Source organism: Pedobacter sp. GQ55 (assembly GCF_059758925.1).
Map to the genome: position 1 here is coordinate 19,079 of NZ_JCAXEI010000005.1, position 15,088 is coordinate 34,166.

General features: G+C 40.9%; 9 protein-coding genes. All 9 read left to right on the forward strand.

The genetic code is table 11. The annotated features are described in order from the left end of the window. Window positions 1-155 precede the first annotated feature (155 nt). The gene (locus AC6CH7_RS14645; RefSeq protein ID WP_498263462.1) at window positions 156-2,423 is read left to right on the forward strand and encodes an ATP-binding cassette domain-containing protein; all 2,268 of its coding nucleotides are present in this window, start codon (window positions 156-158) and stop codon (window positions 2,421-2,423) included. A gap of 12 nt (window positions 2,424-2,435) precedes the next feature. Further along, window positions 2,436-3,782, forward strand: coding sequence for a TolC family protein (locus AC6CH7_RS14650; RefSeq protein WP_498263463.1), 1,347 nt, complete (start codon window positions 2,436-2,438; stop codon window positions 3,780-3,782). Between the two features lie 17 nt (window positions 3,783-3,799). Continuing rightward, entirely contained in the window at window positions 3,800-4,900 is a 1,101-nt protein-coding gene (locus AC6CH7_RS14655) for an efflux RND transporter periplasmic adaptor subunit (RefSeq protein WP_498263464.1), read from the forward strand. 29 nt (window positions 4,901-4,929) lie between these two features. Then, window positions 4,930-8,304 carry an efflux RND transporter permease subunit gene (locus AC6CH7_RS14660; RefSeq protein ID WP_498263465.1) on the forward strand — a complete coding sequence of 1,125 codons (3,375 nt, stop codon included), beginning with the start codon at window positions 4,930-4,932 and terminating at the stop codon, window positions 8,302-8,304. A 583-nt stretch (window positions 8,305-8,887) separates the two neighbouring features. Continuing rightward, window positions 8,888-9,508 (forward strand): hypothetical protein, encoded by a 621-nt coding sequence (locus AC6CH7_RS14665; RefSeq protein ID WP_498263466.1) that lies wholly within the window; start codon window positions 8,888-8,890, stop codon window positions 9,506-9,508. 164 nt (window positions 9,509-9,672) lie between these two features. Next, window positions 9,673-10,326, forward strand: coding sequence for a hypothetical protein (locus tag AC6CH7_RS14670; protein WP_498263467.1), 654 nt, complete (start codon window positions 9,673-9,675; stop codon window positions 10,324-10,326). Between the two features lie 55 nt (window positions 10,327-10,381). Continuing rightward, window positions 10,382-11,518: a GDP-mannose 4,6-dehydratase gene (gmd, locus tag AC6CH7_RS14675; protein ID WP_498263468.1), complete on the forward strand. Its 1,137-nt coding sequence runs from the start codon at window positions 10,382-10,384 to the stop codon at window positions 11,516-11,518. Window positions 11,519-11,544: 26 nt separating this feature from the next. Then, window positions 11,545-14,022 (forward strand): SLBB domain-containing protein, encoded by a 2,478-nt coding sequence (locus AC6CH7_RS14680; RefSeq protein ID WP_498263469.1) that lies wholly within the window; start codon window positions 11,545-11,547, stop codon window positions 14,020-14,022. A gap of 15 nt (window positions 14,023-14,037) precedes the next feature. After that, the gene (locus AC6CH7_RS14685) at window positions 14,038-15,081 is read left to right on the forward strand and encodes a Wzz/FepE/Etk N-terminal domain-containing protein (RefSeq protein ID WP_498263470.1); all 1,044 of its coding nucleotides are present in this window, start codon (window positions 14,038-14,040) and stop codon (window positions 15,079-15,081) included. Window positions 15,082-15,088 lie beyond the last annotated feature (7 nt).

The window sequence follows — 15,088 nt, forward strand, 5'->3', positions numbered from 1 at the left end:
AATTTAGTTAAATTTTACTTTTTAAAAGAAGGAGTCAGGAAATTATTCCTTTTCGCATGGTTTATTCTCCTTTCGGAAGGGGTAGGTAAACGGCATTTTAAACCAATTTTGATAAACCAAATAATTAACCCGTTTACCTATAATTCGAAATCCCGATGAAGCAAGAATTTATAGAGATCAAAGGTGGCCGCGAAAATAACCTCAAGAATATTTCACTGCGGATTCCAAAAAGAAAAATTACCGTATTTACCGGGGTATCTGGCTCTGGCAAATCCTCTATTGTTTTTGATACCATCGGGGCCGAGGCCCAAAGGCAGCTCAACGAAACCTTCTCCACTTTTATACGAAACCGCTTACCAAAACATAGTCAGCCTGATGCCGACTCCATAAGTAACCTTTCTACTGCAATTGTGATCGATCAGAAACGTTTAGGAGGTAATTCCAGATCTACTGTAGGTACCATAACGGATATTTATTCCATCCTGCGCCTCTTGTTTTCAAGAGTGGGCAAGCCTTTTATCGGCTATTCAAATGCTTTCTCTTTTAACGATCCTGCCGGAATGTGTCCCGAATGCAATGGTCTGGGAGAAACGGTAAAGCTGAACCTGGACAAATTTCTCGATAAATCTAAATCACTTAACCAAGGCGCAATTTTATTCCCTGTCTTCTCCGTAGGCAGCTGGTATTTTAACTCTTATGCATATTCCGGGTTTTTTGATAACGATAAGAAGCTTCAAGATTATACTGAAGGGGAGTGGCAAACACTGCTGCACGGGAAAAGTAAGAAGTTTCAGGTTAAAAAGGACAATGTGCCGCTCAATGTCAATTTCGAAGGACTGGTCGATAAGTTTAACCGCATGTACATCAAGCGCGATACCAGCATTCTGTCCGAATCCATGCGGGGCACCCTGGAACGGTTTATTCTTTTTGCCCCATGCCCCTTATGTAAAGGAACGCGGTTAAGTCAGGCCGCATTAAGCTGCAGAATAAACGGATACAATATCGCTCAGCTTACCAATCTTGAGGTCAATGAGCTCATTAAGATCATTGCCAAAATAGATGATCCCATAGCCGAAACCATGACTTCCACATTAATGATGCGTTTGCAGCATTTAATAGATATCGGTCTGGAGTACCTGAGTCTTGACAGGGAAACGGCAAGCCTTTCAGGCGGAGAATCCCAGCGCATTAAAATGGTAAGGCACCTTGGCAGCAGCCTTACCGATATGATCTATATTTTCGATGAGCCCAGTGTAGGACTGCATCAGCATGATGTGCACCGCTTAAATGAACTCTTAGTGCAGCTTCGCGATAAAGGCAACACCATTCTTGTGGTAGAGCACGATCCGGAAGTGATCCGGATTGCCGACCATGTGGTAGATGTTGGCCCTCATGCTGGAAGCCATGGAGGTGAAATCGTGTATCAGGGAGCAGTTGAAGGGCTGCTAAAATCAGATACCTTAACAGGTAACTATATCAACCGGCAGCACTATGCAAAATCATCATATCGTAGTGCAAAAGGGGCTCTTACCGTACATAACGCAAAATTGCATAACCTTAAAAACTTAACTGTAGCCATTCCAATAGGGGTTTTTACCGTGGTAACCGGGGTAGCCGGATCTGGTAAAAGCTCACTCATTAACCATGAGTTTATAAAGCAATATCCCGAAGCAATCATTATTGATCAGACTGCTGTAAGTACCTCAATCAGGTCTAATCCTGCTACTTACACTGGGATTATGGACGAGATCCGCCGGCTCTTTGCCCAGCAAAATGGAGTAAGCGCCTCCCTGTTTAGTTTTAATTCAAAAGGTGCCTGCCCCAACTGTCAGGGCCTTGGCTTTATCTATACAGACCTTGCTTTTCTGGAACCGGTAAAAACCGAATGTGAAATATGCAATGGCAAACGCTTTAAAGAAGAGGTACTGGCCTATAAATTAAATGGCAAATCGATTAGCCAGGTGCTGGCCATGACCGTGCAGGAAGCGGTAGACTTTTTTGATAAGAAGGAACTGAAACGCAAAATAGAGGCCATACTGGATGTAGGGCTCGATTATTTAACCCTCGGGCAGCCCCTTAGTACGCTTTCTGGTGGCGAGTGCCAGCGGATAAAACTAGCCAGTAACCTGCACAAAAGAGGAAGCATTTACGTACTGGATGAGCCAACCACCGGATTACACATGTCTGATGTAGCGCATTTGCTGCAAATCATGAATCACCTGGTTGATATCGGGAATTCCGTGATCGTAATTGAACATAACCTGGACGTAATCAAAAATGCCGACTGGATCATTGATATGGGCCCGGAAGGTGGCAGAAAAGGAGGGGAGATCATATTTACAGGAACCCCTGCCGAATTAATGGAATACCCCGGCTCATTAACCGGACATTACCTAAGTAAAGAAAAGCAATTAATCCTATAAGCGACAACACCTATGAAAACCAAAATCCATCTCATAATCCTACTCCTGGTTTTTGCCGGCGGAATGGTTCAGGCTCAGGTAACTGATTCTCTGAATTATAAGTTCAGCCTAAAGGAGGCCATCGATTATGCGCTAAACCATCAATCGGCCGTACTCAACGCACAGATTGATGAAGAAATAGCTAAAAATGATGTTAAAAAAACCGTGGGTACCGGCTTGCCGCAAGTATCCACTACTTTTAACTTTCAGGATTACCTTAAGGTGCCAACAAGTTTGCTTCCGGGTGAATTCTTTGGTCAGCCAGGCACACAAATTCCGGTTAAGTTCGGTGTAAAGTATAATTCTTCGGCAGGAATAGAGCTAAATCAGCTCCTTTTCGATGGAACTTATATTGTAGGTCTGCAGGCTTCAAAAACTTATAAGGAGCTGTCTGTCAGAACCAGCACAAGAACTAAAATTGAAACTGTAGTTGCCGTTACAAAAGCCTACTATTCGGTATTGGTCAATAAGGAACAGTTAAAGCTTATAGATGCCAATCTGGTACAGCTTACAAAATCCTTTAACGATACTGAGGCGATGTTTAAAAACGGTTTTGCGGAAAAAATTGATGCCGACCGGCTGCTGGTGTTAAAAAATAACCTCGAAACAGAACGCGAAAATGCTACACGCTTGCTATCTGTAAATATTGATCTGCTTAAGTTTCAGATGGGCATGTCGGTTACGGCTACACTTGAGCCTGTCGATAAGATCAGCGAGGTGCGTGCACAACCTGTTTCGGTTGTCGTAGCCGATACTTCTGCTTACAAGGCAAGAATTGAGTACTCCCTTTTAGAAACGCAGAAAAAGTTAAACCTGCTGGATGTGAAAAGGTACAAAAGTACTTTCCTGCCTACCTTAAAAGGTTTTGCAAGCGCCAGCAAAAGTTTTCAATCCGATAACTTCTCAAACCTGTACGACCAGAACTATCCTACCTCTGTAATTGGCGTTACGCTTTCATGGAACCTGATCAACGGTGGTCAACGGATCTATCAGCTGCGAAATGCCAAGCTGGTGGTAAAGCAGACCGAAAATCAGATGCAGGACCTCAAGAACGGAATCGTGAATGAAATCTCTACCAATCAAAAGCTATACACCAATAGTCAACGGTCATTGGAAAATCAGGAAAGGAATCTAAAGCTTGCCGATGAGATCCTTAGGGTTACCCGAATCAAATATGAACAGGGAATAGGCTCCAGTCTGGAAGTTACCACTGCCGAGACCTCATTAAAGGAAGCGCAAAACAACTACATCACCGCTTTATATAACCTGCTCATCAATAAAGTGGATCTGGATAAAGCCACAGGAAAAATTAACTATTAACCAAGCAACATAAACTCATGAAAACAATATATAGCATCGCATTAGTTCTCTTTCTCGCTTCCTGCGGATCATCAGAAAAACCTAAGGATAAAAAGGCAGAGCTTGAACAACTCAAAAAAGACCGTACCGCACTTAACGGGAAAATTGAACAGATCGAGAAAGAACTTGGTCAGAATAAAAGTCAGGCAGACATTAAGGATGTAACCGCAACAGAACTTAAGGAAACCGAATTCCGGAACTTTGTTGAAGTACAGGGTAAGGTGGATGCGGAAGACAATGTCGAGATCACTCCTGAATCTCCGGGTGCCGTTACTGCAATTTATGTTAAAGTCGGACAAAACGTGAGCCGCGGTCAGGTACTCGCACAGATTGATGATAAAGTGCTGCGCCAAAATATCGCACAATTACAAACACAGCTGGATCTGGCAACTACCGTTTTTAATCGTCAGAAAAACCTTTGGGATCAAAAAATTGGCACCGAGGTTCAATACCTGACAGAAAAAAGCAAGAAGGAAGGACTTCAAAAGCAATTGTCGGGTTTACAATCTCAGGCCGGAATGAATAAAATCAAAAGCCCTGTTTCGGGTACTGTGGATGCCATGGAGCTTAAGCTGGGGCAATCCGTTGCGCCGGGAACACCTACAGGCATCCGGGTTGTGAATGCAAGCCGCCTAAAAGTGAAAGCGCTTGTTTCAGAAAACTATGCAGCCAGGGTAAATCAGGGAGATGAGGTTGAGGTATCCTTGCCCGATGTGCCGGAGAACCTGCATACTAAAATCTCATTTGCCGCCAAAGTGATTGATCCGATATCAAGGGGCTTTAATGTAGAAGTTAAGCTTCCTTCCAGTAAAAAATACAGACCAAATATGCTGGCCATTCTTAAAATTATAGATTATAGAAATGATAAGGCGCTAACGGTACCTGTCAATGCCATCCAAAAATCTGAAGCAGGCGAGTATGTTTTTGTAGCTGTAAACGGCAAGGCCAAAAAAACAGATATCAAAACAGGAAAAATATCCAATAGCCAGGCAGAGGTACTATCAGGATTAAAATCTGGCGATAAAGTGATCACCACAGGATTCCAGGATCTGAATGATGGCGATTCAGTAAAACTATAAATAAAGATTCATGATAATCTTACGATCATATGAAAGACGTCAATAAAGAATTCGGCCCATCCAGTTGGGCTATAGATAACCGCACAGCGATATATGTGTTTACATGTATCCTGATTCTGGCGGGGTATTTTTCCTACAACAGTTTGCCAAAAGAGAATTTTCCGGAAGTTGTAATTCCTAAAATATTCGTGCAAACCATATATCCGGGAACCTCGCCTGCAAATATGGAGAACCTGATTACAAAGCAGCTTGAAAAGGAAATAAGGGGTACACTAGGGTTAAAAAAGATCACCTCAAACTCCTTTCAGGACTTCTCATTTATCACTGCAGAGTTTAATACCGGGGTTGATATAAAAGATGCAAAACAGCGGGTTAAGGATGCCGTTGATAAGGCTAAAACAGACCTGCCCTCAGATTTACCGGATGATCCTGTAATTATGGACATCAACCTCTCAGACCTTCCTATTATGTACATCAACATCTCCGGAGATTATGACCTGAAAAAGCTAAAGGAGTACGCCGATGATATTGAAGACAGGGTAGAGGGACTTAAAGAAATTGCCGGAGTAGATATTGTGGGTGCTCTTGAACCGGAAATCCAGATCAACGTAGATCTCCGTAAAATGGAATCAGCGCAAATCTCATTTGACGATATCGGAAATTCAGTAAAAGCCGAAAACCTGACCATATCAGGAGGTTCAGTAAAAATGGACGGGATGCAGCGCACCTTAAATGTGAAAAAGGAATTCGTAAATGCCGAGGAATTAGGCAATATGATTGTCAAATCGCAGGCAGGAGGTTCCGTTTACTTAAAGGATATTGCTGAAGTAAAAGACTCATTTAAAGAGCAAAACAGCTACGCGCGCCTATACGGAAAAAATGTAATTACTTTAAATGTACGCAAGCGTAGCGGCGAAAACCTGATCGAGGCATCCGATAAAATCAATGCAATGTTAAAGGAAATGAAAGGCACTTTGCTGCCTTCTAAACTGGATATTACCATTACCGGCGACCAATCTGATCAGACCAGAATTACCCTGCATGATCTGATCAATACCATCATCATCGGCTTTATCCTAGTTACATTGATCCTGATGTTCTTTATGGGTGTCACCAATGCGCTGTTTGTCGCTTTGTCCGTCCCGCTTTCCATGTTCATCGCCTTCCTCTCCATGCCCGTCCTGGGAGGAGTGTTCGACTTCAATTTCACCATGAACATGATGGTGCTGTTCTCCTTCCTGCTCGGATTGGGTATTGTGGTGGATGATGCCATTGTGGTGGTTGAGAATACGCACCGGATTTTTGATAACGGAAAGGTTCCTGTTGTACAGGCAGCTAAAACAGCTACTGGTGAGGTTTTTATGCCCGTGTTTTCCGGAACTCTAACCACCCTTGCACCATTCTTTCCGCTGCTATTCTGGCCCGGAATCATTGGTGAATTCATGTATTTCCTGCCGGTAACACTTATTGTAACGCTTTCGGCTTCATTGGTAGTCGCGTACATTATTAATCCGGTTTTTGCGGTCGACTTTATGAAACCACACGATGATCATGAAGACCAGAAGCCAAGGTTCGATAGAAAAGTAAAACGGACACTCCTTGTATTTGCCGGAATGGCCTTGTTGGGTTACCTCATCAATGTCGGATTCGGTAACTTTATCATATTACTTGCGCTATTGTATCTGCTAAATCACTTCTTCTTAACAGGAGTAATCAAGAAATTCCAGACGGTAGTATGGCCAAAAGCAATAAATAAGTATCATAGTTTACTTACCTGGGCGCTTAAACGTCCGCGTACCATGATCTGGAGCACTGTAGCTTTGTTTTTCTTTACCATGATTCTGGTAAATATCGTACCTCCAAGAGTAGTGTTTTTCCCTACTGCCGATCCAAACTTTGTCTACGTCTATATTGAATTGCCGGTAGGTACAGATCAGGCTTATACCAACAAGATAGTCGAAAAGGTTGAGCAGCGGGTGGAAAAGGTAGTCGGCCAAAAGAATCCAGATGTATCCTCAATTATCTCCAATGTAACCGTAGGCGTTACCGACCCGCAAGGCGAAGATCAGGGCGAGTATACCAACAAGGGCAAAGTGACGGTAGCCTTTGTGGCCTATGGTAAAAGAACAGGAGAGCGCACTGTAAATTACCTCGGCAAGATCCGTGAGGCCGTAAAAGGGATCCCAGGTGCACAAATCTCGGTAGCTCAGGAACAGGGAGGGCCGCCAACCGCAAAACCAATCAGTATAGAGATTACGGGTGATGACCTGGATTCTATTGCTGTTACTTCCGATCGCTTAAAAAAATACCTGGATAGCAGGCAAATTGCCGGGGTGGAGGAGCTTAAATCTGATTTTCAAAATAATAAGCCCGAGATCATTTTTGATATAGATCGGGAGCGGGCTAACCGTGAAGGGATCTCAACCGGTCAGGTTGGTATGGCATTGCGTACCGCACTTTATGGTAAGGAAGTTTCAAAATATAGGGACATCAATGAAGATTATGAGATCAATGTCCGGGCAAGGGAAGATCAAAGGAACAACCTCGAAGCCTTACGAAACATGAAAGTTACCTACCGTGATATGGCAATGAATGGCATTATCAGGCAAGTACCTATATCATCTTTTGCAAATATAGATTATATCAATACTTACGGCGGGATCAAACGTAAGCAGCAAAAAAGGATCATAATTCTTTCCTCAAACGTGCTTTCAGAGTATAATGCGAATGAGGTTGTGGCCAATATTCAGCGGGATATAAATGAATTTAAAGCACCTGCCGGAATTGAAATAAAAATGGCCGGTGAACAGGAAGAACAAATGGAAACAGCTGCATTTTTAGGCACAGCCTTAGTCAGTGCTTTGTTTATTATTCTCATTATCCTGGTACTGCAGTTTAATTCCATTAGTAAGCCGATTGTTATTCTAAGTGAGATCCTGTTTAGTATTATCGGGGTATTACTGGGCGTTACCATCTTCGGAATGGAGTTGTCTATTGTAATGACGGGACTGGGAATTGTCGCCCTGGCGGGAATCGTAGTCCGGAATGGGATTCTGCTGGTCGAATTTGCGGACCTGATGGTTAGTCAGGGGATGGAGGTAAGAGAGGCTGTTATCGAAGCAGGCCGTACCCGAATGACTCCGGTATTGCTTACTGCTACAGCAACTATGCTTGGACTTATTCCGCTGGCCGTAGGTTTGAACCTTGATTTCGTGACTTTATTTACTGAGTTTAACCCACACCTTTATTTTGGAGGTGATAACGTAGCGTTCTGGGGGCCACTATCATGGACCATTATCTTCGGTTTAAGTTTTGCCACTTTCTTAACCTTGGTATTGGTTCCATGTATGTATCTGGTTGCCGATAGAAACTCTAAGAAAATAAAGCAATGGTTTAAAAAGTAACAGTCGTTCTCTCTTAAAGCAGCCGCTTTATTACCCGCGCCTTACTTACTTTTCCATATCCCCAAAGAAAGATTATTAACTATATGTTCTATCGACTAATTGATTATTGCCCTAAAACACAACTATTTGGGGAATTTTTCCCCAAATTAGAAGCTTATGTTTCCTTTAATGCACATTAATTGCATTATGGCAAAGTTTTTGTCTTTTCTAAGTAACAAATCGGTGAACCGATTTGTTTATAACGGATTTTGGCCTAGATTTGTCGCCCAAGAAAAAAATTAAATTAATTCTCTACTGAATGAGTTATCAAGATCATCAATGCAAGAAGTGTAACACCGATTTTCATTACCAGGTGCCACGCGGATTTATTTTAAGACACCTATTGGGGTTTCTACCCATTAGGATTTACTGGTGCCCAAAATGCACCACGAATAGATATGTGTGGGTGAGTGAAAAAGCTACTGCAAAGTAGAAATTCTATAAATACCTAATTATGGGTATTGCAAGTTTAGGTGCTTTATTTTTCCTTTGAGTAAATCTTCCGGATTTTCGATTCAGTTAAGGTGCCTAAATTTGATTGCTCATGAAAACGCTCAGTAAATTAATATTACTTGTTCTACTCCCGGTAAGCTTTATTGCCTGCGAAAGAGATAGTAATGACCCTTCAGATGATGACAGGGAACCTGGAAAAGGCATTGTAATCGGTAGTAATGGTGCTGTAGTTGATAACACTTTACATCTGGCATTTAAAACGCCCGATTGGGAAAGCAAGATTGATTGTACACATCTTGATCTTGACCCAATCGGGTTAAATGATTCCACTTCATATGTATCAGCTACATCTGCTTCAACAAATGAGACATTCTATTTTTCATTTCCCCGGGATAGTTCTGTAATGGTAAGAGCTTCCAATATTAAAAAGCATGGGATCACAAGAGCAGGAGCTAATACAAAACCCTTTGAGTTCTCACAAACTCTTCCAATAATCGCAAGCTCAACAACAAAATTAGTGAGTCTTGCAGAGTCCGGTTCCGATTCTTATAATGAAGTTTTGGAGATCAAGTATATTGGGGTTAATGATAATTATGCTCAATTTCAGATAAAATGCCGTTACAGTATGAATACATCTGAGTCAAATAACGAAAGCAATAAAAAATTGGTAACCGGAACTTTCCATTTTAAAGTTAAAACAAAGCGAATGTAGCGCGCTGTGATTTAGGGGTAATAATCGTAAAACAGCTTTGGTATACCAGGGCTGTTTTTGTTGTGTTCCCGTACAGGCCCATCAAGTATTCATCCGCTATAATTTTATTTAATGTAAATGATATTATTGTTTTACCTTTGATAAGGAATAATCTAATTGTATATATGAAAAAAGCTTTACTACTAGTTCTATTCTTGCTGACCACCGTTACTGCATTTTCGCAAATGAATGGCGATTATAATTATAGTATTGCCATTCGCGGATACACAATGATGCAAATGCCGCGAATATTAAATGAAACTAGTTCTGATAATTTTACAGATGCCCCGTTGAACGGGATAATGGTTAAATTTAACGATAACCAGATTAGTTACCGGATAAACGGGTCTTTTTATAACAAATCGAAACGCTTCTTTAACAACTGCGAAACCTGCGGTGAGGTCAACGGTAAACTCACAGATTATTCTTTTAAGATTGGGTTCGAAAAAAGCTTCAACTATTCGAGGATCCAACCGTATTTTGCCTTAGACTTAGGGTACCGTTCCAACAAATTTGATGGCGACCTGACTGATCAAAAAATAGAAGCAACAAAAAAGGGTGCAGTAATTTCTCCGGTTCTTGGTTTAAAGATTAATGTTGCCAGGCAACTTTCCTTTTTTGCCGAAGGAAACCTTGATTTCTTTTATTCTTATGAACGTCAGGAGTTTATTTCAAACAGCATAGGAAATGAGCGGACACTGAATAAATTCAATAAAACAGAATTTTTGCTTAATCCTGTTTCTGTAGGGGTTCAGTTTTATCTGGGTAACATCAGATAGCACAAAGCAAATAATTCAGTATGTTTGCAACCATATTTTTTTAAAGTATATTCTAATGAAAGTTGCGTTAATTACAGGAGTTACAGGACAGGATGGAGCCTATCTAGCAGAATTTCTGCTAAAAAAAGGATACTTTGTGCATGGATTAAAAAGACGCTCATCATCATTTAATACAGAGCGTATAGATCATCTTTATCAGGATCAACACGAAAATAATGTAAATTTCAAATTACACTATGGTGATTTGACCGATTCAACCAATTTAATTCGCATCGTTCAGGAAGTTCAGCCCGATGAGATTTATAACCTCGCGGCAATGAGCCATGTTAAAGTGAGCTTTGAAACACCTGAATATACAGCGAATGCCGATGGAATCGGAACACTTAGGTTATTAGAAGCCGTTCGGATATTAGGTCTTACCAAAAAAACTAAGATTTATCAGGCCTCTACTTCCGAATTATACGGATTGGTTCAGGCAGTTCCACAAAGTGAAACCACTCCTTTTTATCCAAGATCACCTTATGCGGCAGCAAAAATGTATGCTTACTGGATTACTGTTAACTACAGAGAGGCCTATGATATGTTTGCCTGCAATGGCATTTTGTTTAATCATGAAAGCCCGGTAAGGGGCGAAACCTTTGTAACCCGTAAAATTACACGTGCCACTTGTAAAATAGCCCTTGGTCTTCAGAATTGTTTATATTTAGGAAACCTTTCAGCACAGAGAGACTGGGGACATGCCAAAGATTATATTGAGGCGATGTGGTTAATCCTTCAGCAGGAGAAACCGGAGGATTTTGTTATCGCCACAGGAAAAACAACAACGGTAAGGGATTTTGTGAAAATGAGCTTTGCTGAACTTGGTATTGAAGTAGAATTTAGCGGTAAAGATCAGTATGAGCGAGGTGTGATTATAGATGTAGATGAAGAACTGGTAGCTAAATTAGGATTGAATGATAAATACCTGAAACCGGGAACAGTTGTTGTACAGGTGGATGAGAAATATTTCAGACCAACGGAAGTTGATCTGTTGCTTGGTGATCCAACAAAGGCAAATACTAAATTAGGGTGGATCCCAAAATACGATCTGCCGGCATTGGTTAACGACATGGTCCATTCAGATTTACATTTAATGAAAAAGGATGAATATTTAAAACAGGGTGGATATAAAACCCTAAATTATTTCGAATAATATTATTTCATACTCTACCACTACCTATGAAGTTTAAAAAAATATTTACGGCATTTTTATTTTTCTTTGCCACGCTCATTTCCATATCTGCGTTCTCTCAGGAGATAGACTATGCTAGTATTAAGGTCGATGACCTTACCGATGCGCAAATCAAAGAGTTGATGAAACGTGCAGAATCCATCGGATATGATGATGCGCAGCTTGAGCAGCTCGCTGCAGCTCAGGGGATGAAGGATGAGGAAATTAAAAAGCTGAAAATCAGGGTTGAGAATATCAGGAATCAGGGTGCAACTAGTCAGGAAGCCGCACCTCCGCCTGTCGATCCGTCCACCAAAAGAGAATACACTCCGGTTGATACCGCCAGGACAAAGAAACCGGATCCCGGAAAAATCATGGCAAATAGTAGCGTTAAGCCCGAAATATTCGGAAGTAAGCTGTTCAGTAATAGTGGCCTTACATTTGAACCGAATTTAAGAATGGCAACTCCAAAGGGATACGTAATAGGCCCTGATGATGAATTGATAATCGACATCACCGGAGATAATGAAGCTTCTTACAAGTTAAGTGTAAGTCCTGATGGAAATATAAGGATGCAATATGTCGGATTAATTGCTGTCGGTGGGCTTTCAATTGAACAGGCTACAGCTAAAATAAGATCTTCCTTATCACGCACTTATCCTGCAATAAAGAGCGGCAGAACCAATGTCTCAATTAATCTGGGTAATATAAAAAGTATAAGAGTTTCCGTATTAGGCGAAGTTGTAAAGCCTGGAACTTATACCTTATCATCTTTATCATCGGTATTCAATCTGCTTTATGCTTCTGGCGGGCCTAATGAGAATGGATCGTTTCGTAAAATACAGGTCATCAGAAATAATAAAGTAATATCAACTATAGATATCTATAGCTTCCTGTTAAAAGGTATTCAAACAGGCAACATTCGCCTGCAAGATCAGGATGTGATCAATGTTCCGGTATACCAGAGCAGGGTTGAAATTGCAGGTGAAGTAAAAAGACCGGCACTCTTTGAGGTATTAAACACAGAGCCATTACAGGAGGTAATTAATTTTGCCGGAGGCTTCTCTGATCAGGCTTATACCGCAAAAATTCAGGTATTCCAGAACACCAATAAGGAACGTAAGATTGTAGACGTTAAAGCGAATGATTTTAGTACTTATTATCCATTAAATGGAGACAGATATGTTGTGGAAAGGATTCTTAATCGTTTTGAGAATCGTGTAGAAATAAGAGGTGCGGTGTTTCGCCCTGGTATTTATGAATTAGATAAAGGCCTGACCTTAAGTGGGCTAATCACCAAGGCCGACGGGATAAAAGAGGATGCTTTTTTAAACCGCGGCTACATATCAAGGCTAAATGCCGACAATTCCTTTGCTTTGCTATCGTTTGATGTAGCAAAAATATTGGATGGAACACAGCCTGATGTTCCCTTGTTAAGAGAAGATAAGATCACCATCTCTTCTATTTTTGATTTGAGAGAAGAGTATAAAGTAACCATTCAGGGCGAAGTTAGGGAACCGGGGACATTTGATTATGCAGACAACATGAGTTTGGAAGCATTGATCCAGATGGCAGGTGGTTTCAAAGAAGGAGCTACACCTAGTCGTGTTGAAATTTCCAGAAGAATAAAAAATAGCGATGCTACTTCTGTATCGGCACAAACAGCCGAAGTTTTTACCGTTAATGTTGATGGAAATCTGAAGATTCAGGACACGGGGTTTGTATTAAAACCTTTTGATATCGTATCTATTCGTAGCTCCGAAGGTTATCAGGTACAAAAACAAGTTCGTATTGAGGGCGAAGTACTTTATCCGGCAACCTATACCATTACTAAAAAAGACGAAAGGATTTCCGATCTGATCAAAAGAGCCGGAGGGTTAAGTCCACTAGCCTATGTTGAGGGTGCATCACTTAAGCGTACCGGGGGTAATTATCCTTCAGGCAACAGTGCTGATGTGCAGGAAGAGGAGAGAATAAAATTGTTAAACCTTCAGCGCCTGAAACAGGATGGGGCTAAAGATACCGGGCCCATTGATAGTGAATTGAAGGTTTTAAGAAGTGATCTTGTTGGAATAGACCTCGAGAGAATTCTAAAAAAACCACAATCAAGACATGACCTGATTCTTGAAGATGGCGATGTGATCCGTGTACCTAAGCAATTACAAACAGTAAGGGTAACCGGAGAGGTGTTAAAGCCTAACAGCATCATATACGTTCCGGGAAGAAGCTTTAGCAGCTATATTGATGGTTCGGGTGGTTTTAGTTACAGTGCATATAAAAAGGGGGCCTACGTAGTGTATTCCAACGGATCTGTTGCTGCAGCTAAAAAATTCCTGTTCTTTAACAACTATCCGGTGATTAAACCGGGAGCAGAGATTTTTGTTCCAAAAAGAGCAGAGCGCGAGAAAATGAACCTTCAAACCATAGTTGGTTTAACCACAGGGTTGGCTTCTCTTGCCGCAATTGTAATCTCACTTATCAAATAATAATTTTAAAAGCCAATGCAGGAGCAAACTTCTTTGAGAGAAATTATTGATACGCTGAATGCAATGTTTAGGTATATTTTCCAGAAATGGAAAGTGATTTTTATTGTTGGAATTATCGGTGCAGTTTTAGGATTAACTTATTCCATATATAAGAAACCTACCTATACCGCTACATTAACCTTTGTATTGGAAGATGGAGAAGGAATGGGAGGTGCATTAGGTCAGTATGCAGGGCTTGCATCCATGGTAGGTATAGATCTGGGTGGGGCTTCTGGCGGAGGGATCTTTAAAGGAGACAATATTATCGAGTTGTATAAATCAAGATCGATTATTGCAAAATCCCTTCTGGGAAGTTTTGACGATAAAGACCTCCTGATTGATAGATATATTGCTTTTAATAACCTTAGGGCAAACTGGACAAAGAACCCTAAATTAAAAAACATCAATTTTCATGTGCCTGCCGATCAATTCACTGTTCAGCATGATTCCATTTTAACCGATGCAGTTAAAACCATCAACAAAAAGATGCTTGAGGTTACCAAACCTGATAAAAAGCTTAACATCATTAAAGTTGAAGTAGAGGCGAAAGACGAGGGTTTTGCAAAGAAATTTACAGAAACACTGGTTAAAGAAGTTAACGGTTTTTATACCGATACCAAAACCAAAAAATCAACCGAAAACCTAAGGATTTTACAGAAACAAACAGATTCAGTAAAGGCGGAGTTAAGAAAGGCAATTTCAGGAGTAGCTAGCTCTAACGACGCCATTCCGAATGCAAACCCTGCCAGGCAAATCCTTAAAGTTCCCGGTCAAAATAAACAAATAGATGTAAAAGCAAATACTGCAATATTGGAAGAATTGGTTAAAAATCTGGAGATCTCAAAAGTAAGTTCCCGAAACAACCGCCCATTAATTCAGATCATCGATGCTCCGGTTTTACCCTTAACCAAAAATGCGATGGGTAAAGTACTTGGGGTAATTATAGGCGGGCTGCTGGCAGGATTTTTAGCGGTATTTGTTTATTGTGCAAAGTTTGTTTTTAAATCATTACTAGAGTAAATCGCTA

Bases quoted from the DNA above. Each gene is read 5' to 3' on its own strand.
- AC6CH7_RS14645 (WP_498263462.1), top strand. From the start codon at position 156: ATGAAGCAAGAATTTATAGAGATCAAAGGTGGCCGCGAAAATAACCTC.
- AC6CH7_RS14650 (WP_498263463.1), top strand. From the start codon at position 2,436: ATGAAAACCAAAATCCATCTCATAATCCTACTCCTGGTTTTTGCCGGC.
- AC6CH7_RS14655 (WP_498263464.1), top strand. From the start codon at position 3,800: ATGAAAACAATATATAGCATCGCATTAGTTCTCTTTCTCGCTTCCTGC.
- AC6CH7_RS14660 (WP_498263465.1), top strand. From the start codon at position 4,930: ATGAAAGACGTCAATAAAGAATTCGGCCCATCCAGTTGGGCTATAGAT.
- AC6CH7_RS14665 (WP_498263466.1), top strand. From the start codon at position 8,888: ATGAAAACGCTCAGTAAATTAATATTACTTGTTCTACTCCCGGTAAGC.
- AC6CH7_RS14670 (WP_498263467.1), top strand. From the start codon at position 9,673: ATGAAAAAAGCTTTACTACTAGTTCTATTCTTGCTGACCACCGTTACT.
- gmd (WP_498263468.1), top strand. From the start codon at position 10,382: ATGAAAGTTGCGTTAATTACAGGAGTTACAGGACAGGATGGAGCCTAT.
- AC6CH7_RS14680 (WP_498263469.1), top strand. From the start codon at position 11,545: ATGAAGTTTAAAAAAATATTTACGGCATTTTTATTTTTCTTTGCCACG.
- AC6CH7_RS14685 (WP_498263470.1), top strand. From the start codon at position 14,038: ATGCAGGAGCAAACTTCTTTGAGAGAAATTATTGATACGCTGAATGCA.